Raw genomic sequence first — 23545 nt, 5'->3', positions numbered from 1 at the left:
GCCTCCCGTCCGTCGTGTGGTCGTGTCGCGACCGCTCGACGCGCGCTACTCGGCGATGTTCGCCGTCACCGCGTCGATGTACGCCGCACGCTCCTCGCGCGAGTGCGGGCGACCCGGCACGCCCGGTCGCTGCTCCCACGGGAACGGCCCGGCCTCGTGCCGGTACTCGATGCCCATGGCCTCGAGCCGGGCGGTGTGCTCGGCCAGGCGTCCGCGGAACTCGGCGAGGTCGCGCGGCCCGGTGACGTCCGCCGACCACAGTGCCTCGGCGAGGGCGGCGACGCGGGGGAAGAGCTGGTAGTCGAGCCGACGGGCGGAGTCGACGTGCTCCGTCCACATGTTGCCCTGGCCGCCGATGACGTGGGCGCGCTCGGCGTCGGTGAGTCCGGACGGCACCGGGTCGAAGGCGAAGACGTCGTCGACGGTGAGCACGATCGAGACCGGGATCGGCTCGGTCGGCAGGTCGCTCTGGCGGTAGTCGAGGTACACCTGGTCGTCCGGCGACGAGATGACGTCGTGCCCGCGGCGGGCGGCGGTGCGTGCGCCGGTCAGCCCGCGCCAGGAGACCACGGTCGCCGAGGGGTCGAGCGTGCCGCCCTCGAGGATCTCGTCCCACCCGAACGCCCGCCGGCCGTGCGACTCGACGTGTGCGGCGAGCTGCCCGATGATCCAGGCCTGCAGCTGTTCCTCGTCCTGCAGCCCGAGTTCGCGGATGCGCTCCTGGGTGCGCGGGTCGGTCTCCCACTGCACCTTCGGGCACTCGTCGCCGCCGATGCCGATGTAGCCGGAGGGGAAGAGCGCGATGACCTCGTCGAGGACGTCCTTGAAGAACTCGATCGTGGCGTCCTCGGCGTTCAGGACGTCGTCGGCGATGCCCCACTCGGTCCACACCTCGACCGGCTCACCCGTGACGCCGAGCGACGGGTAGGCCGCCAGCGCCGCACGGACGTGCCCGGGGGTCTCGATCTCGGGGACGACGGTGACGAACCGGTCGGCCGCGTACGCCACGATCTCGCGGATGTCGTCCTGCGTGTAGTACCCGCCGTGCGGGCGGCCGTCGAACCCGGCGACGACGAGTGTGCCGTCCGGCCCGGGGACGTGCGCGCCGACCTGGGACTCCCGACGCCAGGAGCCGACCTCGGTCAGGCGCGGGTGCTTCCGGATCTCGATGCGCCACCCCTGGTCCTCGGTGAGGTGGAAGTGCAGGCGGTTGATCCGGTGCGCGGCGAGCTGGTCGACGACCCGCATGACCTCGTGCTTCGTGCGGAAGTGGCGGGCGACGTCGAGCATCACGCCGCGCCAGGCGAAGGCCGGGGCGTCCTCGACGACCACGGCGGGGACGGACCACGGGCCGGTCGCGACCCGGCCGCTGCGGTACACGTCCGGGGGCAGCAGCTGCAGCAGGGCCTGCACGCCGTAGAAGACCCCGGCGGGCGAACCGCCGACGACGTCGATGCCGTCCGGTGTCACCGTGAGGCGGAACGACTCCACCCGGTCGCCCTCCGGCGTCGTCGGGCCCGCGGGCAGGGACGGGTCGTCGGCGACGCGCAGCGCGATCGTGCCGGCCCCCGGTGCCGTGTCGTCGAGGGCGTCCCGCACCGGCAGCCCGGTCGATCCCCGCAGGGTCTGCTGCAGGTACAGTCGGACGGACTCGCTCGCCGGGTCGGCGGCGATCCGGGTCGACGGGGTGATCTCGAAGGCCCCGACACCGGGAGCGGTGCGGCGCGGTCGTGGGACGAGCATGTCGGAGCCACCATTCCTCAATGATCTTTCGTAATGTGGAGGCTATGACCGTGGAGCAGACCGTGTCAACGACCCCTGGCGTCGCGGGCGTCGTGGTGGCGACCCCCGGTGTCGTGGGGACGACCCCCGGCGTCCTGCGGCAGATGAACTCGCGGGCCATCCTCGACGAGCTCCTGCGCGACGACGTCTCCCGCACGGTCACCGAGCTCGGCCGCACGGTCGGACTCTCCCGCCCCACGGTCGAGGCCGCACTCGCCGACCTGGTCGACCAGGGCTGGGTGGCCGAGGCCGAGGCGATCGCGACCCCGAACAAGGCCGGTCGTCGCGCCAAGCGCTTCGCGGCGGACGCGTCGGCCGGCTCCGTGCTCGGCGTGGACCTCGGCCTGCACGGCATCGTCGGCGTGCGGGCGGACCTGCGCGGCGTCACGCTCGCCCGCGTCGAGGAGCGCTACACCGACCTCGCCGACGCCGAACAGGCCTGGTCGAGCGTGCAGGACGTGGTCCGTCGGCTGACGTCGCCCGTCGGTGGCGCGGTCGGCGGCCCCGCCGGTGGAGCCCCGGTGCTCGGTGCCACGTTCGGCGTCCCGGCGGTCGTCGACCGTGACGGGGCGATCGACTACACGGTCGCGGTGCCCGAGTGGGTCGAGCGACGGGTGCCCGGCCGGATCCAGGACCTCTTCCCCGGGGTCGCCACCTTCTTCGACAACGACGCCAAGCTGGCCGCCACAGCCGAGGCCCGGTGGGGTCGGTTCCACGGCGTCCGGGACGGCCTGTACCTGGTCATGGGTCGGCAGATCGGTGCCGCCCTGGTGGTCGACGGCTCGTTGGCGCGCGGTGCGCGTGGTGCCGCCGGTGAGATGGGCGGCATCGCCTCGACCGGCTGGCCCGCCGCACCCGCCCGCCTGGAGGCCCGGATCCCGTCCGACACGGACCTCGAGTCCGTCTTCGCCGCGGCCGCCCAGGGCTCGGTGTCGGCCGTCGAGACCGTCCGTGCGTTCGCGGCCGACGTGGCACCCGGCGTCGTGCAGCTCGTGACGACGATCGACCCCGAGACCGTCGTCGTCGGTGGCGAGGTCCTGCCGGCGGCGGAGGTGTTCTGCGCCGCGCTCGACGAGATCGTCACGCCGCAGCTCCGGCACCCGGTGGCGTTCACCCCGTCGACCGTCGGGCGGGACGCCGTGGCCCGGGGTGCGCTCGCCCGGTCACTCGCGCACGTCCGATCCGTCCACATGGGACTCGGCTGACACCCAGGGAGCGCGCCGGGTCCTGACAGGGCGTTCAGGGATGCTGGGGGCATGACGACTGCCGTGACCGCCCGTGCCATGACCGTCGCCAGTGGCGACTCCACCGCTCCGTCGGACCTCGGGGGACTCTCCGGCCTGGTGCTCCAGCTGATCGACGCCCTGGGGGAGTGGGGCGTCGGGCTGATGCTCTTCGTCGAGACGGTGTTCCCGCCCATCCCGTCCGAGGTCATCCTGCCGCTGGCCGGGTTCCTCGCGGGCGCCGGCCAGATGAACCTCGTGCTGGTCCTGGTGCTGGCGACGATCGGCTCGTACCTCGGGGCGCTGGTGCTGTACTGGCTCGGCGCGAAGATCGGGTTCGAGCGCACCACGCGGTGGTTCGGCAAGCTGCCCCTCGTCGACGAGGACGACTTCCGCAAGGCGGCCGGCTGGTTCCACCGGCACGGCAAGAGCGCGGTCTTCTTCGGCCGGTTCGTCCCGATCGTCCGCAGCCTCATCTCGTTGCCGGCCGGCGCCGACCGCATGCACCTCGGCACGTTCTCGGTGTTCACGATCATCGCGAGCGGCATCTGGAACAGCGCGCTCGTGCTGCTCGGTGCCGCCTTCGGGTCGCAGTACGACCAGGTCGAGGCCTACACCGAGTGGATCGACCGCGTGCTCTACGTCGCGATCGCCGCGGTCGTGGTGACCTTCGTCGTGCGCCGGATCCGCCGTGTGCGCGCCGAGCGGCGCACGGGCGGCCCCGACGACCACGACGCCGCCGCCGGCAGCCCTGCCGTGGGCGGTGCCCGGGGTCGTCGTCGCGCCGAGCCCGCCCGCGACTGAGCCTCAGGCCTTCGTCAGCGCCGACTCCTTGTGTGCAGCCTGCTTGCCGCTCTTCTCCGACTCGACGATCCAGTACGGGTCGTCGTCGGTCGGCCTGAAGTGCTGCCCGTCGAACTCGAAGTCGCTCGTCCGCTTGCGCACGAGCGTGCCGGTCGTCCTGCCCTGCGAGGTGTTCCAGTGCACCTCGTCACCCTTCGACAACGCCATGCTGTCCTCCTTGCGCGATTCCTCGTCCTGGTGGAGGTCGGACTGTACCCCGTCGATCCCCGGAAACCCGGGGGAGTACGGCGATCACGATGTCGTAACGGTCATGCGGATCGAGAGTCGGACGCGTACCGTTTCCCTTGAGTCCACACGTCGGCAGCGGCCGCGGAACCACGGGCTCCGGACGGGACGACGGACACCATGACCCTGCTGGACAGCGCGCGGGCGGACACCGTCCTCTCTGCGCGGTACCGGCTCGTGAAGCTCATCGGCACCGGCGGCATGGGATCCGTCTACGAAGCCCGTGACGAGCACACGTACCGGGCCGTGGCCGTGAAGCTCTTCGCGACCCCGGACAAGATGACCACCGCCGACCGCGTCCGCCAGGAGCGCGAGATCCGGCTGCTCAGCATGCTCTCCCACCCGGGGCTCATCCCGCTGTACGACGCCGGCACCCACGAGTTCGAGGACGGCCCGCACCGGTTCATCGTGATGGAGCTCATCGCCGACACGACGCTGCTCCGCCGACTGTCCGAGGGCGCCCTGCACAACTACGAGGTGGCCGACCTCGGTGCGCAGCTCGCCGACGCCCTGGCCTACGTGCACTCCCGCGGCATCGTGCACCGCGACGTGAAGCCCGCCAACATCCTGATCAGCGACGAGGGCTCGTCCGGGTTCGCGCGCACGGTCAAGCTCACCGACTTCGGCGTCGCCCACTTCGTCGACGGCTCCCGCCTGACGAACGACGGCACGGTCATCGGCACTGCCGCCTACCTCAGCCCGGAGCAGGTCGCCGGCGAACCGATCAGCTTCGCCACCGACGTGTACTCGCTCGGGCTCGTCCTGCTCGAGGCGCTGACCGGCAAGCAGGAGTACTCGGGCACGCTGATCGAGGCCGCACTCGCCCGGCTCCGTCGCGATCCCGAGATCCCGGACGACGTCGCCGACGAGTGGCGCGAGCTGCTCAGCCGGATGACCGCCCGCGACCCGGAGCGTCGGCCCACGGCGGTCGCCATCGCCAACGCGCTGCGCGGCGGGTCCACCCAGATCACCGGCCCGGTGCCGCTCGGCCCGGAACGCGTGAAGCACCAGCGCGACCACCGCATGCACCGCGCCGCGCACCGGCACGCCAAGCGCGGCACGTTCTCCGCGGTGCGTCGCTGGCGTCGGCGGAACGTCCTGGTCGGGTCCTTCGCGGCCTTCGGCGTCACCGCGGCCTGCGTGGCCGCCTACGTCGCGGGTGCCCTGCACTGATCCGCTCGGCGGCTCCGTGCTCCGAGCACCGGAACGCCCTGGCAGGATGGACAGCATGACCGACCAGCGCTGGATCAAGATCTGTGGCCTGTCGACGCCCGACACCGTGGACGCCGCCATCGACGCGGGTGCCGACGCCGTCGGGTTCGTCTTCGCGGCGGGCAGCCCCCGGACCGTCACCGCCGACCTGGCGAAGGAACTGGTCGAGCGGGTGCCGGACGGCATCGACGCCGTCGGGGTCTTCCGTGACCAGAAGATCGACGAGATCGTGGGCATCGCCTCCGAGGTCGGGCTCACCACCCTGCAGCTGCACGGTGGCGAGTCGGCGTCCGACTTCGCCCGCGCGCGCGATGCCGGCTTCTTCACCATCCGCGCCATCGCGGCCGAGGACTACCTGCGCGAGACGCCCGAACAGCGCGCCGCGTTCGACCACGACCTGCTGCTGCTCGACGCCGCCGTGCCCGGCAGCGGGCGGCTCGTCGACCCGGCCACGATCGACGGCGTGGACGAGGCCTGGATCCTCGCCGGCGGGCTGACCCCGGCCAACGTGGTCGCCGCGGTCGAGGCGCTCGATCCCGACGGCGTCGACGTGTCGAGCGGCGTCGAGTCCGAGCGCGGCGTCAAGGACCCCGCGAAGATCCGTGCGTTCGTCGAGGCCGTCCGCAGTCTGGGCTGATCGCCCGGCTGCATCGGTCGCGTTCGCGGCTCTGGACGCGACCGCGGACGGACAGGAGGCGCGGTGCGGGCCCGCCACGGGTCTCCCGTCCGCCGCGCGCTCAGCGCAGGGTGGGGATGAGCTCCGTCAGGAACGCGTCGGTGTCCTCCCAGCCCTCGACCGCGTGGCAGGGGACGCCGAGCGCCTTGACCGGGTAGTCGTTGCCCTCGGGGTCGAGCCGGTCGCCGACGAAGAGCATGTCGTCGAGCGCGATGCCGGTGATCTCGGCCAGACGCTGCATGCCGTAGGCCTTGTCGATGCCCTTGCGGGTGATGTCGATGCTCGTGGAGCCGCCCGAGCGGACCTCGAGGTCGGGCAGGTCCTGCTGCACCAGACGGCGCAGGTGGTCCTTCTTCTCGCCGGTCGGGTCCCACTGCTTCTTGACGTCCACCGGGGCCGACTGGCCGAGGGCGGAGAACGTGATCTGCGACCCGCGGTCCTCGAGGATGGCGCCCCAGGTCTCGGACTCCCAGTACCCGGCTTCCTTCGCACGGGCCTCGACCGCGGCGAGGGCGCGGTCCTTCTGCTCGTCGGTGAGGTCCTCGGCGTACTGCAGTGCCCAGTCCTGGTCCTCCCAGCGGTAGTACCGGGTGCCGCAGGTCGGCAGGAGGTGCAGGGCGTCGAGCGTCAGGCCGTCACGCTGCCGGAGCGGGGTGACCAGCTGCTGCTCGAACTGGGTGAAGTTGCCGCCGGAGATGACCGCGACCGGCACGACCTCGAGCAGGGACGCGAAGGTCTCGAGCATGCGGGGGTCGAGGGAGGACTTCGACGGGGCGAGCGTGTCGTCCAGGTCGAAGGCGACGAGGCGGGGCGTGGTCATGCCACCGATCCTGCCAGAGCCCGCCGACCACCCGCAGGGTGCGACCACCCGGGTGCCCGGCTGCTGCGCGATGTCTGCGGGGTCACGCGCGGTGCGTGGCGGGGACCCGGTCACGGGCGTAGGTGATGTCCGTGTAGCCGTGCGGGGCGGGGTTGCCGTCCTCGTCGAGGTTCACGAAGACGACCTCGTCGATCGTCAGGATGCTGCGGTGCGTGAAGAGGTTGCGCGCCTCGGCCCGCATGGTCAGCGACGTCCGGCCGAACCGGGTGGCGACGAGGCCGATCTCGACGATGTCGCCCTCCTTCGCCGAGGACAGGAAGTTGATCTCCGACATGTACTTCGTGACGACCTTGCCGTTGCCGAGCTGGATGATCGCGTAGACCGCGGCTTCCTCGTCGATCCAGCGGAGCAGGCTGCCGCCGAACAGGGTGCCGTTGGCGTTGAGGTCCTCGGGTCGCACCCACTTCCGGGTGTAGAAGTTCATCTCCGGCGGGGCGTCGTCCTGGTGCTGATCCATGTCACGTCATGGTACGCCGACGGCCGCGCCCCCGCAGGGACGCGGCCGTCGTGGCGATCGCGGGCGGCGGTGCCGCCGGTGCTCACTCCTTGACGAGGACGACCTCGTCGAGGGGGATGCGGGTGCGCGGGGCGACCTCGCGCTCGGCGGCCTTGTCGTCGAGCTGCGACGGGTGCGCGACGGTGCCGACGGCCGTGACCGTGTACGGCAGGAACCGCTCGGGCAGGTCGAACGCGGCGCGGAGCCCGGCGGCGTCGATGCCCGCCATCTGGTGCACGTGCAGCCCCTCGGCGTGCGCCTGCACGGTCAGAGCGGCGAGCGACTGGCCGAGGTCGTACTGCGCGAAGGGGCGCTCCTCACCGTCGGCGGTCACGGTCTCGAGCACGCCGACGACGAGGGCGCTGGCGCGGAAGGCCCAGGCGGCGTTGAAGCCGAGCAGGTTCTCGTTGATCTTCCGGAAGGTCTCGGTGCCACGGCGGCCGGCGATGAAGCGGCGGGGCTGGAAGTTCATGGCCGAGGGGGCCCAGCGAGCGGCCTCGAGGACGGCGTCGAGCTGGTCGTCCGAGATCGTCGCGGTCTCGTCGTAGGAGCGGGGGCTCCAGCGCTCCTCGAGCAGCGGCACGAGCGGCTGGCTGGAGTCGGTGGACCGGGTGAGGGTGTCGGCGTTCGTCGAGGTCATGATGCGCTCAACGGTATTCGATGCGTACGCATTTCCGACCTGAGTGACGTCACATCACCGCCGGCAGGTGCCAGGATGGACGGGATGGGTGGCGTGTTGACCGGCTTCGCGATCATCGGCGCGATCATCGCCGGTGGGTACGTCGTCGGACGCATCGGTCTGCTGGGCCCGCACGCGCAGTTCGTGATGAGTCGGCTCGCGTTCTTCGTGCTGATGCCGTGCCTGCTGTTCCACACCATCGCGACCGCTGACATCGCGTCGCTGCTGTCGTCGATGCTCTGGGTCTCGCTGCTGAGTGCCGCCGTGGTCGCCCTCGGTGCCGCCGCCGTGTTCCGCCTCGTGCTGCGCCGCCCCGTCACCACGACCACCGTCGGCGCCTTGGCGTCCAGCTACGTCAACGCGAACAACATCGGACTGCCGGTGGCCGTGTACGTGCTCGGCCAGGCGACCGCGGTCGTGCCCGTGATCCTGCTGCAGCTCGTCGTGATGGCCCCGATCGCGCTGACGATCCTGGACGCTGCGACCGCGGGAGGCGGCGGGTGGGGTCGGCGGATCGCGGGGCCGTTCCGGAACCCGATCATCATCGCCTCGCTCGTCGGGCTCGTGTGCTCGGCGACGGGGATCACGCTGCCCGACCCGGTGCTCGAGCCGTTCTCGCTCGTCGGCGCGGCCGCGGTGCCCGTCGTGCTGCTGTCGTTCGGGATGAGCCTGCACGGTGCGACCCCGCTGCGGGACCCGGCGATCCGCACCGACGTCATCGTCGCGTCGTCGATCAAGCTCGTGGTGATGCCGGCCGTGGCGTTCGTGTTCGCACGCTTCGTGTTCGGGCTCGGCGACCAGGAGGTCTTCGTGCTCACCACCCTCGGCGCCCTGCCGGCGGCGCAGAACGTCTTCAACTACGCGCAGCGGTACGGGGCAGCGGTCCCGGTGGCGCGCGACGTCGTGCTCATCTCGACGCTCGGCTCGGTGCCCGTGCTCGTCGCGATCGCCGCACTGCTGCACCCGTAGCGCGCCGTGGACGCGCGACGCGGCGGACGGGAGGCCCGTGGCGGGGCAGCAACGGGCCTCCCGTCCGGCCGTGGTGGCGACCACCGCGGATGGTGAGCAGCAGAGGTCGGGTCGCGTCCGCCGACCCGACCCGTTCTGCTCACGAAGCGCGGACGGCACGCGCGTACCCTGGCGGGCACGCGGGGCGGACCGCCCCGTGACCGATGACCACGACGAGGAGACCGGCGATGGACACGATGGCGATGATGAAGAACATGTCGATGACGGACATGCCCATGGAGATGGACATGGACATGATGCAGGACACGATGATGGCGATGAACGCCGCGTCGATGGCGGCGACGATGTGCTCCGCGGCCGACATGCGGATGGGCGGCGAGATGGCCACCTGCGCCGCGATGTGCTCGAACACCGCGATGCTCGCCGACACCGGCATGCGGATGATGATGCGTCCGATGGGGATGGACACCGCGGCGATGCAGGCGATGCTCATGGCCGTCGTCGCGATGGGCACCGCGTGTGCCGCCGAGTGCCGCCAGCACCAGGACATGGACGAGTCGTGCCGGTACTGCGCCATGGCCTGCGACGAGATGGTGTCGAAGTGCCAGGCGATGCTCGACTCGATGGCGGCCTGACGCGCGCCGCGCGCGCTCCGCGACGCGTGGCCGCTAGGCGACGCGTGCGGTGGTCTGTCGACCGCCGGCGCTGAGGATCTCTGCGACCGGGTGGTGGGCGACCGGCTCGCCGACCGACAGGACGCCGTCGGCGTCCGCCACCCGCAGCTGCGTGATGCTCCCGTCGAGGAACAGCACCACGGCGTCGGCTGCGCGGGTCTCGACGACGATGCCGTCGCGCCACGCACCGGGGGCCGCGGTCGCCATGAGGCGCTGGATGGGAAGGATCGTCGTGCGGGACATGGCTTCACCTGCTCTCGAAGGGGTTCGGTGCAGGAAACCTACGTCGGCGTGACGGACGGCTCAATCACGGCGGACGCCGGGCGTAACAGAGCCGGACGTGCGTCGTCGCTCCGGGCCGGGGGACTCGACCCCGATCAGAAGATCATCGGTCGGTCGTCGTCGAGCGACGTGTCCAGGTCGAGGTCGACCACCACGGGCACGTGGTCGCTCGGGGCGTCGCCCTTGCGCTCGTTCCGGTGGATCGAGGCGTCGGTGACGACGTCGGCGAAGGCCTGCGAACCGAGGACGAAGTCGATGCGCATGCCCTCGTTGCGCGGGAACCGCAGCTGCTTGTAGTCCCAGTAGGTGTAGCCGTCGGGCACGATCGGGCGGACGACGTCCTGCAGACCCCGCGCCTCGAACTCGCGGAACGCGGCCCGCTCGGGGTCGCTGACGTGGGTCGACCCCTCGAAGACCCGCATGTCCCAGACGTCCTGGTCGAGCGGTGCGACGTTCCAGTCGCCCATCAGTGCGAGCGGTGTCTCCGGAGACGCCTGGATCCACTCCGAGGTGCGGTCGGCCAGCTGGGCGAGCCAGTCGAGCTTGTACGTGTAGTGCGGGTCGCCGAGCTCGCGGCCGTTCGGCACGTAGAGGCTCCAGAGCCGCACGCCGTCGACCGTGACGCCGATCGCGCGGGCCTCGACCGGCAGGTCCGGCCCCTCGTGGCCCTTCAGGAACCCGGGCTGGCCGGGGAAGTCGCGGGTGACGTCCTCCATCGGCAGTCGGCTGGCGAACGCGACGCCGTTCCACTGGTTCAGGCCGTGCGCCTCGACGTGGTACCCCGCGGCCTCGAACTGCTCGACCGGGAACTGCTCCGGCTTGCACTTGATCTCCTGCATGCCGAGGACGTCGACGTCCTCACGCACCAGCCAGTCGACGATCCGACCCACTCGGGTGCGGACGGAGTTCACGTTCCAGGTCGCGACGCGCATGGAACAAGAACCTACCGGTGCCGACTGACGACGAGGTCGGCGGGTGCGTCGCCTGTGCGGCGTGCGGCACGATGGTGTTCGCTGGAGGCCAGCAATCGATCGCACGGAGGCAGCAATGGCATCGACGACGAACTGCGTCGACGGGACCACGACCGGGGCCACGCTCGGCACCGGGGCCGGGAGCACCCAGCCCGCCGGCACCACCACGACGCAGGTCACCGCCAAGGGCAGGACCATCATCGACGACACGGTCGTCGCGAAGGTCGCGGGCATCGCCGCCCGCGACGTCCCCGGTGTCTTCGCGCTCGGCGGCAACGCCTCGCGGGCGTTCGGTGCCATCCGCGACGCCATCGGCTCGAGCGCGCTCGGCCAGGGCGTCCGCGTCGAGGTCGGTGAGACCCAGGTCGCGGTCGACCTGACCATCGTCGTCGACTACCCGACGCCGATGATGGAGGTCGCCTCCGCGGTCCGCGCCGCCGTGACGAACGCCGTCACCGAACTCGTCGGCCTCGAGGTCACCGAGGTCAACATCGCCATCAACGACGTGAACATCCCGGCGCTCAACGGCGTCGCGGACGAGCTCGACACCCGGGACGGTCGAGTCCGGTGAACGCCACCGTCGTCGGGATGGGCACGGGCGCCCTGCTCGCGATCGTCGCCGTGACGCTCGGGTTCTGGGCGTTCGTGGTCGTCGCCGTCTGCATGGCGGTCGGCGCTCTGGTCGCCCGCATCGTCACGGGCGACGTCGACTTCCGCCGCCTGCTCGACGTGCTGCGCGGACGCCGGAGCTCGTCGTGAGCGACGCCGCCGTCGCCACGACCGGCGACAGCGGCGTCCGGCTCCGCGGCTCCGACCGCATCGGCACGTCGGCGCTGGTGCACACCGCCCAGGCGGTCGCCGCCGAAGCACTGCGCGTCGCCTTCCGGGAGGTCCGTGCCCGGGTCGCCGACGACGGTCGCGGCGCCCTGGCGGTCGAGATCACCGCCCCGCTCGCCCTGCCGGTGCTGGGCTCGCACGCACTCCCCGACGAACCGGTCGTCGCCGCGGCGCACCGGGCTCGCGGCACGATCGCCGAGCGCTTCCGCACCATCACCGGCCGACAGGTCGCCCGCGTGACCGTGACCTTCGCCTCGTCGGTCGTGGACACCCCGCGGAGGGTCCGGTGACCGCCGCCCCCGCCGTCGGGAGCACCGAGTCGGTCGTCCCCGCCGGCCCCTCGCACGACGACCACCACGCCACCTACCGCCGCCTGCTGCGCCGCGAGACCCACGTCTCCCGCTCCGCCGCAGTCGTCGTCGCGATGCTCATCGCCCTGGTGCTCGCCGCCGCCGCGGTCTTCGCCGGTGCGCTCGTCCTGCTCGACCAGAACGTCCTGGGTGTCGACCCCCGTGCCGTGGTCGACGCCGCGCTCGCGGCCCCGGACGGCCTCGAGACCACCGTCGTGATCGGCATCGGCGCCATCGTGGCCCTGATCGGGCTCGTCCTGCTGCTGCAGGGGGTCCTGCCCCAGCGCCGTCCACGGCACGTGATGTCGTCCGACCGGCTCGCAGTCGTCGTCGACGACGAGGTCCTGGCCTCCGCCGCGGCCCGCGCCGCCCGTTCCGCGACCCGTCTGGGCGCCGACGCCGCCGTGGGCACTGTCGGCCGCCGCACGGTCGACGTCGTGCTCCGGCCCGCAGCCGGGGTGGACGTCCCCGCGGTGGCCGCGACCGAGGCCGTCGAGCGGGAGTTCGCCGCGATCGACGCGCAGCCGGCCCTCGCCGCGCGCGTCCGGGTGCAGCCGACCGGGCGGGTGGACGGATGAACGCCACGAACCGTGGGCTCGGCCGGACGGCGCTCGTCGTGCTCGGGCTCGTCCTGCTCGTCGCCGGGGTGGCGGCGATCCTGGTGCAGACCGCCCAGGGCCTGCCCCTCGTCGCCTCGTGGTGGCGCACGGTCGGCGATGCCCTCGCCGGACTCGGCACCGGGGCATCGCGTGACGACTCGGTGTTCGCGTGGACCTGCGTGCTCGGCGGTGGCGTCGTGCTCGGCGTGCTCGCCCTCGTCGTGCTGACGACCCTCGGCGGTGGCCGCGAGGGCACCGTCGTGGACAGCGACGGTTCGGCGGACGGCGTCGCCGGGGCGGTGCGCATCGAGTCCACGGCCGTGCAGCACGCGCTGTCGTCGGCCATCGGCGAGATGCCGCAGGTCGGTTCGCTCGCCGTCGACGTCTACCGGGTCCGCGGAGGCCGCGCGATCCGGGTGCGGGTCCGTCCGCGCCGAGGGGCCGCGCCGCGCGAGATCACCGAACGGGTCGAGGTCGTCGTCGCCGACCTGGACGCCCTGCTCGGTGAACGCCTGCCCGTACTGCTCGAGATCGCCCGCGGTGGGTCGGGGTCCTCCCGCCCGGACCGCGTGCACTGAGCATCACCGTGGTGCGCTCGATCGGTGGACTGCCCCGGCCGGGCGAGACGGTCCCGGTGCCGCGCATCGTCACCGAGGTCGCGCGAGGGCGTGAGGTCGCGCTCGTCTGGCACAACCAGATCGGCGGGACGACGTTCCGCATCGGACCGGATGCGCAGGCCGAGGAGTTCGTGAAGGTCCTGCCGCACGCCTACGTTTCGTGGATCAGCGGCGAGGCCGCGCGGCTGACGTGGGCGTCCCGGTACGCCCGGGTCCCCGAGGTGCTCGACCACGGCACCGACGACGACGACGGCGTCTGGCTGCACACCCGCGCCGTGCCCGGGTGGAGCGCGGTCGACCCGCGCTGGCACGACGAACCCCGGACCGCGGTGGTCGCGGTGGGCGAGGGGCTGCGTGCGCTGCACGACACGTTGCCCGTCGACGACTGTCCCTTCGAGTGGTCGACCGTGGCGCGGGTCGACAGGGCCCGAGCGGCGGGTGCCGACACGGACCGCCTGGGCCCGGAGCCGCCTAGCGACCGCACCGTGGTCTGCCACGGTGACCCGTGCACGCCGAACACGTTGATCGGTGCGGATCGGCGGTGGAGCGGGCACGTCGACCTGGACGCGATGGGCGTCGCCGACCGCTGGGCCGACATCGCGGTGGCGACGATGGCCCTCGGCTGGAACTACGGACCCGGGTGGGAGCCGCTGTTCCACCGGGCGTACGGGCTGCCGGACGACCAGGAGCGGACAGCGTGGTACCGGGCGCTGTGGAACATCGACGTGGACGACGTGGGACCTGCGACGCGCTGAACCGGAGCCGTCGTGGCGCTCGATCCGATCAGATCTTCGGCTGGTTGATGATGGGGTCGTCCCATTGGGGGAAGTCCGGGTACACGCCGGGAAGGGACCGATCAGGGAACTTCACGGTCGAGCGTCCGTAGATGGCCGTCGAGAGCGCGTTGGCGTCGTTGGTCCAGAAGGGTTCGCTGTAGACCTCGAGCGTGTACCGGCCGTTCGTCTGCGCCGAGTAGATGATCTGCCAGCCGTCGCCGGTGGTGGCCCAGACCTCGTGGTCGCCGGTGACCGTGCGTTGCTCGATGTCCCAGCCCTGCTCGGTGAAGTAGTCGATCATCGGTTGGAGGTCCCGCTGTTGGCCGGTGGTGCCAGGCGGGGACCAGAGCCGCCCGCTCCGCATGTCGTAGCTGTTCTTCGTGTCCGAACCCGGTAACGGGGCAACGCCGTCGCCGCCGATCTGTGGGATGTCGTCGCCACTGTCCCATTCCCATTCGCCGTCGTGGACCTGGAGTTGTGCGTCCCGCAGGAGTTGCTGCATGTGTTCGTAGTGGTCGCGGTAGGCGTCGAACTCTTGGTGCAGGGACATCTCGGCGACCTCGTGCTGGGTGAGGCCGGCTGCGTCGGTGGGCGCTCGGGTTCCTCCGGCGACGCAGCCGCTGAGGAGTCCCAACGCGAGGACCGCCGTCACGAGGGACCGGAGCATCGGTTCAGATCTTCGGCGGGTTGATGATGGGATCGTCCCACTTGGGGAAGTCTGGGTAGACGCCGGGGAGGGAACGATCAGGGAAGTCGGCCTGGGAGCGTCCTGCCACGGCTCGCCGGAGCTTGTGTGCGTCGTTGGTCCAGAAAGGTTCGCTGTAGACGGTGAGGGGGTTGTCGCCGTTCTCTTGGGCGGTGTACTGGATCTGCCAGCCGTCGCCGGTGGTGGCCCAGATTTCTTGGTCGCCGGTGATGGTGCGGCGTTCGATGGTCCAGCCCTGCTCGGTGAAGTAGTCGATCATCGGTTTGAGTGCCTGCTGTTGGTCAGTGCCGCTGGGCGGGGACCAGAGCCGGGTGGTGCTCATGTCGTAGCTGTTCTTCGTGTCGGAGCCGGGCAGGGGTGCGACGCCGTCTCCGCCGATGCCGGGGACGTCGTCGCCGCCGCCCCATTCCCATTCGCCGTCGTGGACTTCGAGTTGCGCGTTCCGCAGGAGTTGTTGCATGTGTTCGTAGTGGTCGCGGTAGGCGTCGAACTCTTGGTGCAGGGACATCTCGGCGACCTCGTGCTGGGTCAGGCCGGCTGCATCGGTGGGCATCTGGGTTCCTCCTCCCGCGCACCCCGACAGCAGCCCGAGCGTCAGGGCAGCAGTCGTGATGGCACGGAGCATCGGTCGCATGGTCTTCATCATGGCGTCCCCGTCGCGATGATCTTCGCGATGGTCTGTTGTGCGGTGGCATCTCGGGACAGGTAGCCGACACCGCTGTCCGGGAACATGTCGTGTCCGGTGACGGCGCTGCCGTCAGGGGAATCATCAGCGCCGAACGTTTCGACGTCCGGAAGGTCGCGTGGATCGGTGCGTCCGATCCGGCCGAGGATCGCTGTGTGGTCAGCGGACCCCTCGGTCGCGTACACGTGGTCAACGTTGAGATGCTCGGGAGTCGTGGTGTCGGTGAATCCGACGGAGCCGTACGTGACGAGCGAGTCGACCCGGTACCGAGTCTGCGCGAGCGCTTCGGCCGCGGTGGTGGACCCGTAGGAGTGCCCGAGGACGGTCAGCGACCGCGGCGCGCTGCCGCGGCTGTCGTGGATGCCGTCGAGGAACGAGGCGAGATTCGCCCCACCCGCGGTCGCGCGCGCCTGGCTGGGGACTTCGACGGCGCCCGGTGCGTGGTACCCGATCCAGGACACGACCGCGAATGACTCAGACCGGCGCTGTTTCCACGCGGTGCCCAGAAGACCGTTGGCGGCGCGGACCTTCTCGTCCATGCTGTCGACGGCAGTTGTCGCCCCGGGGACGTTGACCGTCACGTTCGACGCTGTGTCCAGGTCGCCGAGGACGACTGCGGCGACGAGCGCGCCGTCCGACACGCCGAAACCCACGAGCTGCGCCACGGCCTTCGACGGGCTCTGGATTCTGCGCGCGAGGTCGTCGGCGTCACGGAGGCCGTCTCGAAGCGCCACCACCTGCTTCCGGAACTCGTCCAGGCTCACCGCACCGTAGGTGTACGGCAGCCCCATCAGCCGGTACAGCCGCTCCGGGTCCCGTACCGCGGCCGAGAGGACGGCCCGGGACGCGATGTCGCGCTGCGCTGCCGGGACGCCGTCGAGTCCTGCGAACTGCAGCTGCGTGGCCAGGGGCAACGCCCGGACGTCGGCGTCGGTGAAGCCGAGCGCGGCCCAGGCCGCTGCGACCTCAGCCGGGGTCAGGGACGGATCGAGCAGCCGCTGCAGCCCGAGTGGAAGTTTGGAGGTGCCGGCGACGTCGAGCGCAGCGTTCGCGAGGGAACCGCCGCCAGCGGCGCTGAACGCGCTCGCGATCCGATCGATCCACGAAGTGTCGTCGGCGTTCTCGGCAAGGTAGTCGGCGAAACCGCCTGGCAAGGACGCCCCGTCGACCGGGACCCAGCTGCAACGGTTGCGGAACACAGTCCACGCGTTGCGCACACGCACGAGATCTTGCTCCGTCGAGCAGTCCTGCACCCGGGCCACCGCAGCGAACTTCCGCAGCCGAGCGGGATCTGCCCCGCTCCGTCCTCCGGACCGGCCACCGGTGCGCTGCCGGGAGCGCGCGCTGAACACCGCGGACACCGGAGAAGGTCGCTGCGGCCTGCCCGATGGTTCAGGGTCGAACACCGAGCTGCTCCAGTCGAGCACGGGTTGCAGCGGGAGCCCGCCACCGGCGCGCACCAGGTCACGGTCGGCTTCGCGCTGCCGCCACGCGGCGACGTCCGCCAACCGCTCGCGTTCGGTGTCCGCCTGCCGCTGCGCGGTCCGGACCTGTTCGACCAGGGAATCGAGCGCCGTCGCCAACCGGGTTCGGTCTCGTGACTCCGTCACCCGAGCGGCCTCGAACAGCCGCGAGTAGGCGCCGTCGAAGTCGTGCAGTGCGGCCTCGGCGTTGTTCCGTCGTGGTTGGGCGCTGGCACGCAGCGAGAGCGCCACCTCGGCTGCGCAGTCGGCCAACCGCGACGCGGCTGCGTCGTCGAACTCGATCCCCATCGTCCCCCCACCATCCGAACTGGTTGATGGGGGAAACGTAGCATTTCAGCGGTGCAGTACGAAATGACAACGATGCGCTTGTGGGAAACAACAAACCGCCGCCCACTGGGAGTGGACGGCGGTCTGGTGAGCGGGCTGGCTAGAAGGCAACTCCGCGTGCACCCATGAAGGGCACCGGGTCGGTGGTGGCGCCGTTGATGTGCACCTCGACGTGGCTGTGGCAGCCGGTCGACGCCCCGGTGGAGCCGACGAGCGCGATGAGCTGTCCCGCCGCGACTCGCTGGCCCTGGGTGACCCGGAAGCCACCGTTGACGATGTGCCCGTAGGCGGTCTGCACGCCGTTGCCGTGGCTGATCCGGACGTAGTTGCCGTACCCGCCGTACCAGCCGACGTAGTCGACGGTGCCGGCCGAGGCCGCGACGATGGGCGTGGAGCAGCCGCTCGCCAGGTCGGTGCCCTCGTGCATGGTGACGACGCCGGTGATCGGGTGCACGCGGTACCCGTAGGGGCTGATGACGTAGCCGCTGGCCGGGCGGACCCAGCCGGTCCCGGAGCCCGCGCCGACGGAACCGCCGCCGCCCGAGCCGCTGCTCCCGGTCGAGCCGCCACCCGACGACGAGCCCCCGCCGGAGTTCGCGGCTGCCGCTGCTGCCGCCGCCGCTGCGGCCGCGCGCTGTGCCGCTTCGCGCGCAGCCTTCTCCTCCGCCGCCTTGCGGATGCGCTCACCCTTGGCGAACTCGGCTTCGGTCCGGACGCGGCCGGAGGTCAGGGTCGCGAGCTGGGCGTCGAGTCGGGCCTTGTTGGACTGCTGCTCGTCGTAGGCGGCCTGCACGGCGTCGGATGCCGCCTGGGCTTCCTGCATACGGTCTTCGGCCTCGGCAGCGAGGTCGCCCAGCGCTTCGGCGGCGCGGTCGGCCTGCGCCTCGAGCGAGCTGGCGACGGCGGCGTCGGCGCTCGCGGCGGCCTGGACACGCTCGGCCTGCTCGGAGAGCTTGCTCAGCGCACCGAGGTTGTACAGCAGATCACTGGCGTCTTCGCCCTGGGTGATCACCGAGGTGGTGACGTCGGCGCCCCCGGAGCGGGACATCTGCGCGGCGAACTGCCCGGCCTGCGCGGCGCTCTGGTCGGCGACCTTCGCATGCTCCTTCGCGTCGGCGCGGAGCTGCTGTTCCTTCTCGGCCGCGGTCTGGGCCTTGCGCTGCGCCTTGTAGAACACGTCACCGAGCTTCTTGGCCTTGGCCTCGGCGGCGTCGACCTTGGCGTCGAGCTCGCTGATGATGCCCCGGATCTCGGTGATCTGCCCCTGCTTCGCGGATTCCTTGCCGCGGGCGGACTGCACTTCGTCCCACGTGGGGTAGGTCACCGCCTGCGCGGCCGGAGCGTCGGCGATGACCGTGCCGACGAGGCCCGCGAGCGCCAGACCGGTGACGGCGAGGCGCAGGCGCACGGGGACACGGTGGGCGCGGGGGCTGGTGGGGCGAGACATCGAGCACGAGCCTATACATCCGTACAGCGAGCATCGGGCGGCAACGCGCCGCTGTGGACAACTTCAGCAGTGCATCAGAAGCCGCGGTCGCGTCGGATGACGTCGGCGCTCCCGACGACGTCGCGCCGCAGGATGGCCTGCCCCGCGGTGCCGGCGTAGTCGTAGACGTCGAAACCGGTGCAGTGGGTGATCGTCGCCGGGGGCCCGAGCGAGTCCTCGACCGCGGTGGTCCAGAGGTCGTGCGACCCGACCACCACGAAGCTCGGGTCGGCGTCGCGGTAGGCCCCGAGGTCGACGAGCCAGGGGTACGTCTCGAAGGTGTCCCGGACCTGCAGCAGCCCGACGTTCCTCGACGCGTAGGTGGCGAGGGGCCGGACGGTCCAGAACTGCCCGACGCCGGTGACCTGGCGCCCGTCGGCCCAACGGTCCAGGCACGCCGCCGCCGGGTACCGCGCGGTCGCCACGGCGTGGGCGGTGCCGGGGGCCACGGCGATCCCGGTCGCGAGCACGGCGGCCATCGCGACCGCCACCCCGGCCCGGACCCCGCGGTGCGGGCGGTGCACGCGGGTGCGGCGGACCGCGGTGCGGGTGAGCTCGGCCACGGCGACGAGCGCGAGAAGCGGTGCGGTCACGATCGGCTGCAGGTAGCGCGGGGTCTCGGACCCGGCGACGACGACCCCGACGGACACGGCGACGACGGTCACCAGGGGCAGCAGGGTCGCGACCAGCACGGTGCGTGCCGTGCGGACCCGCCAGGCCCAGACCGTACCCCCGACGGTGACGAGCACCCCGGCGAACAGCAGCAGGAGCCCGAGATCGCCCGGTGCCGTGCCCGCCCGGTCGTCGGTCAGCGCCGCGAAGAACCGCAGGGTCTCCCCGGCCCGCGACGGCTGCACGTACGTCGCCGGGTCGAGGGAGACGAACGGCCGCAGCGGTATCCGCACCAGGTACCCGACGACAGATCCGACCGTGACGGCACCGGCGAGCAGCGCGGCCGGACGCCACGGCACCCGCCGCGCCAGCACGAGGAGCCCGAGGGTGACGACGACGGGAGCGGCGGACCACGGCACGTACAGCGGGTTCGACGCGGTCGTGCACGCGGCGACGAGTCCGAGCACCACGAGCAGGGGCACCGACGCCCGGCCGAGGCGCACCGCCCGCAGCACGAGCACCGCGGTGCCGAGCATCGCCAGCACGGCGCCGTAGTAGTAGGTCGTGGTGAGCAGCAGGGACGCCAGCTCGAGCGACGTGGCCGTCGCCGACGACTCGGTCAGCACCAGCAGGGTGGCCAGACCGAGCGCCCCGGCCGACACCGCGATCCGGGCGGGGCGCCCGGCGGACGGCATCAGCTCGTTCGCGGCCGCCCGCACCAGGGCGTAGACGGCGAGGAGCACGAGCACCCCGTTCAGCGCCAGGGCCTGCTGCGGCGTGGCGGTCACCAGCGAGCAGAACAGGTACACGGGCAGCTCGGGGAAGAAGAACAGCGCGGGCGACATGGCCCACTCGAACGGCTGGCCGGCCTGCAGCGAGCGCTGGACGAGCGGCAGCAGCACCGAATCGCCGTCGTACCAGAGCAACGCCACCCGCTCCGTCGCGATGACGTGGCGCAGGGCGACGACGGCCAGGGCCAGCGCGACCAGGCCGCCCAGGGCCTCCCGTCCGATCGTGACGGCCACCTCGCCGGGCCGCCGGTCGCCGGACGGAGCCGGCTCCACGGCGGGGCGGCGCGGTGCTCGGGACATGCCCCGGAGCGTACCGAGGCCGCCTCGGTGCCGGCACCCCGCGGCCCACAGGCTGGGGGAGCGCGTTGCGGGTCCGACCGACTACCCTTGTGGGCTGTGACCGACGCGCGCGAACAGTTGATCCAGTACATCTCCTCCGAAGCGGTGTTCCACGGCGACTTCACCCTGACCAGCGGGAAGAAGGCGACGTACTACATCGACCTGCGGAAGGTCAGCCTGGACCACCGCGTCGCGCCGCTGATCGGGCAGGTCATGACCGAGCTCGTGCAGCAGGTGCCGGACGTCTCCGCCGTCGGCGGCCTCACCATGGGCGCCGACCCCATCGCCAGCGCCGTCCTGCACCAGGCCGCCGCCCAGGGGCTGACCTACGACGCCTTCGTCGTCCGCAAGGAGCCGAAGGACCACGGCCGCGGCAAGCAGGTCGAGGGGCCGGACCTCAAGGGCAAGCGCGTCGTCGTGCTCGAGGACACCTCCACCACCGGCGGCTCGCCGCTCAAGGCGGCCGAGGCGCTCGAGCGCGAGGGCGCGATCGTCGCCGCCGTCGCGGTGGTCGTCGACCGGGACACCGGTGCCAAGGAGACGATCGAGGCGGCCGGCTACCCGTACTTCGCGGCCATCGGGTTGGCTGATCTGGGGCTGACCGCGTGACCGAGGAGCGTCCGGACGACGCACGCGAACCCGACGGCACCGCCGGCCCGGCAGACGGGGACGACGGCCTGGAGGCTCGGCGTGCGTCCGGCTCGGACGCTCCGTTCCACGGTCTCCGCAGCGCTGCGGACATCTTCGGCGCTCCGCGCGGTGAGGAGGACTGGCCGTCGCGACGGGAGCGCCGCGAGGCGGAGCGCACCGCCCGCGAGACGGGCGCGCCGCTGCCGGAGCCCTTCGTGGCCGAGGGCGAGGCGGAGCCTGCTGAGGCCGAGGCCGAGGCCGAGGCTGAGGCTGAGGCTGCGGCTGCTGCTCCTGCGGCGCCTGAGCCTGCTGCTCCGGCGCTCGACGACGGCGCGACGCAGGCCATCTCGATGCCGCCCGAGTTGCTCGCACCCTCCGAGAACCCCGACGCCGTCGTCGAGCACGAACGCTCCACACTGCACGACCGGATCCCCGCCGCCGCCGACGCCCCGCCGGACTCCACCGCGCCGCACCCGTCGTCGATCGTGCTGCCGACGGCGCAGACCCACCGGGACGAACGTGCCGCCGCGTCGAAGGCCATCGAGGACGAGCGTCGCCGCGTCGACCCGTTCGGTGAGGGCCGCGCCGACGTCGACTGGCTCGGCCGCGCGACCGGGAACCACCCGGAGTCCGTGCCGCCCGCTGCTCCGGCTGCACCGCAGCCCCTCGGCGTCGAGAACGTGCTGCCGCCGACCGAGGAACCACCGACCTTCACCGACCTGCTGCGCATCACCAGCACCGGGCCGGTCCCCACGCAGACCGGCGCGCACGACCGGCCGTTCGACTGGGCGATCGGTGACGACGAGCCCGGCGAGGTCCCGGCGACGCTGACCACCGACTCGTTCGACACCACCGCACTGTCCGCCGGGTCCTGGTCGCTCGCCGACGAGTCCGACGACGAGGACGAGGTCGTCGCCGGCGAGGTCGACACTCCGGCCTCCGGGCTGCCGCAGGCACCGCGGACCTACCCGGTGCCGCCGGCGGTCCCCGTGCCGCCGGTGGTGCCCCCGGCTGTCCCGGCAGCGCCCGTGTCGGACACGGCTGCTCCGGCTGCCGTGCCGGATGCCGACGCCGCTGGTGCTGCCGCTGCCGCTGGTGCTCCGTCGGAGGCGACCGAGGCCGTGGACGCACCCCGTCGGCCCGCCGGAGACGACGTGCCGGACGCGACCGAGGGCCTCCAGGCCGACGCCCCGACCACCGCGATGCCGGCGGCCGGGACCCCCTGGTCCGAGCCCGACGCGACCGTTCCGCCGACCGCGGCACCTCCGCTGGTCGAACCCACCGGCGCACAGGAGTACCCGGCGCACCTGCCGCCGTCGGTGGGGCAGGACCTCGACGCCGTTCTGGGACTGCGTGGGAACGACACCGGTCCGCAGCCGGAGCCCCTGCCCGCCGCGGCGCCGGACGACCTGGACCAGTCCGAGTGGGACGGCCGCGAGACCAGTGACACGAGCGCCATCAAGGACCTGTTCGGCACCGAGGCGGTCGGGCAGCTCGGTGGCACCGGCTACGACCCCGAGGACACCGGGACGCGGATGATGCCTGCGGCTGCCGTGCCTGCGGCGGCCGTGCCTGCTGCTGCCGCTCCTGCTGCTGCCCCGCCACCCGCTGCTGGCGGACGGCCCGCCGGCGGTCCGGACCGGCCGTCCGGCGACCGCGACAACTTCATCAACGAGGGCTTCGCGCGGCTGCGGAACGAGGGCAAGCGCGGCAAGCAGCTGCTGATCTACGGGTCGATCGCGCTGATCCTCGTGCTCATCGTGCTGGTGTTCCTGCTGTCGAAGTGGATCCTCGGCAACAACATCGCCGACCAGGCCGTGCCGACGAAGTCGCCGGCGGCCGCTTCGGCGCCGGCGACACCGAGTGCTGCGCCGTCGGCGTCGGCCTCGCAGTCGAGCGAGGCCGCCGCGCCCGCCGCCACGCTGCAGTTCGCCACGACGCCGGCGGGGCCCGGCGAGCACCCGTGGACCGACCTGGCCGGCGGGGAGTGCCTGTCGCCGTTCACGAACGCGTGGTCGCAGACCTTCACGGTGGTGGACTGCGCGACGCCGCACATCGGGCAGCTGACCGCACGACTCCCGGTCCAGGGCGACACCTACCCGGGCACCGAGGCCCTCGCGACCCAGGCCGCCGACCAGTGCCAGTCCGACGCGGCGCTGAACGCCTCGGCCGCCGCTGCCGTGGGCGACGTGCAGGTGCAGGGTTCCTACGCGCCGGACCAGGCGACGTGGGACCAGGGTGACCGGTTCATCTCGTGCTTCGTGACGCGCTCGTCGGGGCAGCCGCTGACCGGGTCGTTGGCGCCGGGGGCGTAGGCGCGGGTCGATCGTCGGCGCCGGGGGCGTAGGCGCGGGTCGATCGTCGGCGCGGGCG

The 23545-nt window shown here is 72.0% G+C and carries 26 protein-coding genes; 14 read left to right on the top strand and 12 right to left on the bottom strand.

Features of this window, described 5'->3' with window-relative positions; all coding sequences use genetic code 11:
• Positions 1-45: 45 nt before the first annotated feature.
• Positions 46-1743 carry a beta-N-acetylhexosaminidase gene (locus BIU89_RS10785; protein ID WP_071246477.1) on the bottom strand — a complete coding sequence of 566 codons (1698 nt, stop codon included), beginning with the start codon at positions 1741-1743 and terminating at the stop codon, positions 46-48.
• A gap of 62 nt (positions 1744-1805) precedes the next feature.
• Between BIU89_RS10785 and BIU89_RS10780 the strand changes: the two genes are divergently transcribed.
• Positions 1806-2987 (top strand): ROK family transcriptional regulator, encoded by a 1182-nt coding sequence (locus tag BIU89_RS10780; RefSeq protein ID WP_175475006.1) that lies wholly within the window; start codon positions 1806-1808, stop codon positions 2985-2987.
• 51 nt (positions 2988-3038) lie between these two features.
• Positions 3039-3809 (top strand): DedA family protein, encoded by a 771-nt coding sequence (locus BIU89_RS10775; RefSeq protein WP_254791596.1) that lies wholly within the window; start codon positions 3039-3041, stop codon positions 3807-3809.
• Positions 3810-3812: 3 nt separating this feature from the next.
• Here BIU89_RS10775 and BIU89_RS10770 read toward each other — a convergent pair whose 3' ends face one another.
• Positions 3813-4016 (bottom strand): DUF2945 domain-containing protein, encoded by a 204-nt coding sequence (locus BIU89_RS10770; protein WP_027464869.1) that lies wholly within the window; start codon positions 4014-4016, stop codon positions 3813-3815.
• A 198-nt stretch (positions 4017-4214) separates the two neighbouring features.
• Here BIU89_RS10770 and BIU89_RS10765 point away from each other — a divergent pair, with 198 nt between their 5' ends.
• Both BIU89_RS10765 and BIU89_RS10760 read left to right on the top strand, forming a co-directional pair.
• Complete coding sequence (locus BIU89_RS10765) at positions 4215-5267, top strand: serine/threonine-protein kinase (protein WP_071246475.1); 1053 nt, start codon at positions 4215-4217, stop codon at positions 5265-5267.
• A gap of 55 nt (positions 5268-5322) precedes the next feature.
• On the top strand, positions 5323-5943 hold the full coding sequence (locus BIU89_RS10760) for a phosphoribosylanthranilate isomerase (protein WP_027464868.1): 621 nt from the start codon (positions 5323-5325) through the stop codon (positions 5941-5943).
• 100 nt (positions 5944-6043) lie between these two features.
• On the opposite strand, the gene BIU89_RS10755 is transcribed toward BIU89_RS10760, so the two are convergent.
• From BIU89_RS10755 to BIU89_RS10745, 3 genes are all read right to left on the bottom strand, one after another.
• Positions 6044-6802, bottom strand: a complete 759-nt coding sequence (locus BIU89_RS10755; protein ID WP_071246484.1) for an HAD-IIB family hydrolase — start codon at positions 6800-6802, stop codon at positions 6044-6046.
• 82 nt (positions 6803-6884) lie between these two features.
• Positions 6885-7319, bottom strand: a complete 435-nt coding sequence (locus tag BIU89_RS10750) for an acyl-CoA thioesterase (RefSeq protein WP_017886352.1) — start codon at positions 7317-7319, stop codon at positions 6885-6887.
• An 82-nt stretch (positions 7320-7401) separates the two neighbouring features.
• Positions 7402-7998: a nitroreductase family protein gene (locus BIU89_RS10745; protein ID WP_027464865.1), complete on the bottom strand. Its 597-nt coding sequence runs from the start codon at positions 7996-7998 to the stop codon at positions 7402-7404.
• An 84-nt stretch (positions 7999-8082) separates the two neighbouring features.
• Between BIU89_RS10745 and BIU89_RS10740 the strand changes: the two genes are divergently transcribed.
• Positions 8083-9006 (top strand): AEC family transporter, encoded by a 924-nt coding sequence (locus BIU89_RS10740; protein WP_071246473.1) that lies wholly within the window; start codon positions 8083-8085, stop codon positions 9004-9006.
• 227 nt (positions 9007-9233) lie between these two features.
• Entirely contained in the window at positions 9234-9641 is a 408-nt protein-coding gene (locus BIU89_RS10735; protein ID WP_071246471.1) for an aldehyde dehydrogenase, read from the top strand.
• A gap of 33 nt (positions 9642-9674) precedes the next feature.
• Here BIU89_RS10735 and BIU89_RS10730 read toward each other — a convergent pair whose 3' ends face one another.
• Both BIU89_RS10730 and BIU89_RS10725 read right to left on the bottom strand, forming a co-directional pair.
• Complete coding sequence (locus tag BIU89_RS10730) at positions 9675-9923, bottom strand: hypothetical protein (protein ID WP_027464862.1); 249 nt, start codon at positions 9921-9923, stop codon at positions 9675-9677.
• A gap of 134 nt (positions 9924-10057) precedes the next feature.
• Positions 10058-10894 carry an exodeoxyribonuclease III gene (locus BIU89_RS10725; protein WP_071246469.1) on the bottom strand — a complete coding sequence of 279 codons (837 nt, stop codon included), beginning with the start codon at positions 10892-10894 and terminating at the stop codon, positions 10058-10060.
• 115 nt (positions 10895-11009) lie between these two features.
• Here BIU89_RS10725 and BIU89_RS10720 point away from each other — a divergent pair, with 115 nt between their 5' ends.
• From BIU89_RS10720 to BIU89_RS10695, 6 genes are read left to right on the top strand one after another with little or no spacing between them, the layout of a single operon-like run.
• Entirely contained in the window at positions 11010-11504 is a 495-nt protein-coding gene (locus tag BIU89_RS10720; RefSeq protein ID WP_071246467.1) for an Asp23/Gls24 family envelope stress response protein, read from the top strand.
• Positions 11501-11692: a DUF2273 domain-containing protein gene (locus tag BIU89_RS10715; protein WP_027464859.1), complete on the top strand. Its 192-nt coding sequence runs from the start codon at positions 11501-11503 to the stop codon at positions 11690-11692. The genes BIU89_RS10720 and BIU89_RS10715 overlap by 4 nt, the downstream gene beginning before the upstream one ends.
• A complete protein-coding gene (locus BIU89_RS10710; protein WP_027464858.1) occupies positions 11689-12060 on the top strand; it encodes a hypothetical protein in 372 nt (123 codons plus the stop codon). The genes BIU89_RS10715 and BIU89_RS10710 overlap by 4 nt, the downstream gene beginning before the upstream one ends.
• On the top strand, positions 12057-12698 hold the full coding sequence (locus tag BIU89_RS10705) for a hypothetical protein (RefSeq protein WP_071246465.1): 642 nt from the start codon (positions 12057-12059) through the stop codon (positions 12696-12698). Before BIU89_RS10710 ends, BIU89_RS10705 begins: the two co-directional genes overlap by 4 nt.
• Positions 12695-13297 carry a hypothetical protein gene (locus BIU89_RS10700; RefSeq protein WP_071246463.1) on the top strand — a complete coding sequence of 201 codons (603 nt, stop codon included), beginning with the start codon at positions 12695-12697 and terminating at the stop codon, positions 13295-13297. Before BIU89_RS10705 ends, BIU89_RS10700 begins: the two co-directional genes overlap by 4 nt.
• An 11-nt stretch (positions 13298-13308) precedes the next feature.
• On the top strand, positions 13309-14091 hold the full coding sequence (locus BIU89_RS10695) for a phosphotransferase (protein ID WP_368073334.1): 783 nt from the start codon (positions 13309-13311) through the stop codon (positions 14089-14091).
• Between the two features lie 28 nt (positions 14092-14119).
• Here BIU89_RS10695 and BIU89_RS10690 read toward each other — a convergent pair whose 3' ends face one another.
• The 5 genes from BIU89_RS10690 to BIU89_RS10670 form a co-directional block, all read right to left on the bottom strand.
• The gene (locus BIU89_RS10690; RefSeq protein WP_071246461.1) at positions 14120-14779 is read right to left on the bottom strand and encodes a hypothetical protein; all 660 of its coding nucleotides are present in this window, start codon (positions 14777-14779) and stop codon (positions 14120-14122) included.
• Positions 14780-14783: 4 nt separating this feature from the next.
• Positions 14784-15464 (bottom strand): hypothetical protein, encoded by a 681-nt coding sequence (locus BIU89_RS10685; RefSeq protein WP_139178979.1) that lies wholly within the window; start codon positions 15462-15464, stop codon positions 14784-14786.
• On the bottom strand, positions 15461-17275 hold the full coding sequence (locus tag BIU89_RS10680; protein ID WP_071246457.1) for an alpha/beta hydrolase: 1815 nt from the start codon (positions 17273-17275) through the stop codon (positions 15461-15463). Before BIU89_RS10680 ends, BIU89_RS10685 begins: the two co-directional genes overlap by 4 nt.
• Positions 17276-17414: 139 nt before the next feature.
• A complete protein-coding gene (locus tag BIU89_RS10675) occupies positions 17415-18761 on the bottom strand; it encodes a M23 family metallopeptidase (RefSeq protein ID WP_071246455.1) in 1347 nt (448 codons plus the stop codon).
• Between the two features lie 74 nt (positions 18762-18835).
• Positions 18836-20503 (bottom strand): hypothetical protein, encoded by a 1668-nt coding sequence (locus BIU89_RS10670; RefSeq protein WP_139178976.1) that lies wholly within the window; start codon positions 20501-20503, stop codon positions 18836-18838.
• Positions 20504-20599: 96 nt separating this feature from the next.
• On the opposite strand from BIU89_RS10670, the gene pyrE reads away from it, so the two are divergent.
• Positions 20600-21151 carry an orotate phosphoribosyltransferase gene (gene pyrE, locus BIU89_RS10665; protein ID WP_027464850.1) on the top strand — a complete coding sequence of 184 codons (552 nt, stop codon included), beginning with the start codon at positions 20600-20602 and terminating at the stop codon, positions 21149-21151.
• Entirely contained in the window at positions 21148-23487 is a 2340-nt protein-coding gene (locus BIU89_RS10660) for a septum formation family protein (RefSeq protein WP_071246451.1), read from the top strand. Before pyrE ends, BIU89_RS10660 begins: the two co-directional genes overlap by 4 nt.
• Positions 23488-23545: the final 58 nt, after the last annotated feature.

The sequence above is a fragment of the Curtobacterium sp. MCBA15_005 genome (assembly GCF_001864855.1).
GTDB lineage: Bacteria > Actinomycetota > Actinomycetes > Actinomycetales > Microbacteriaceae > Curtobacterium > Curtobacterium flaccumfaciens.
This window is presented reverse-complemented; position numbering and strand designations above follow the sequence as displayed.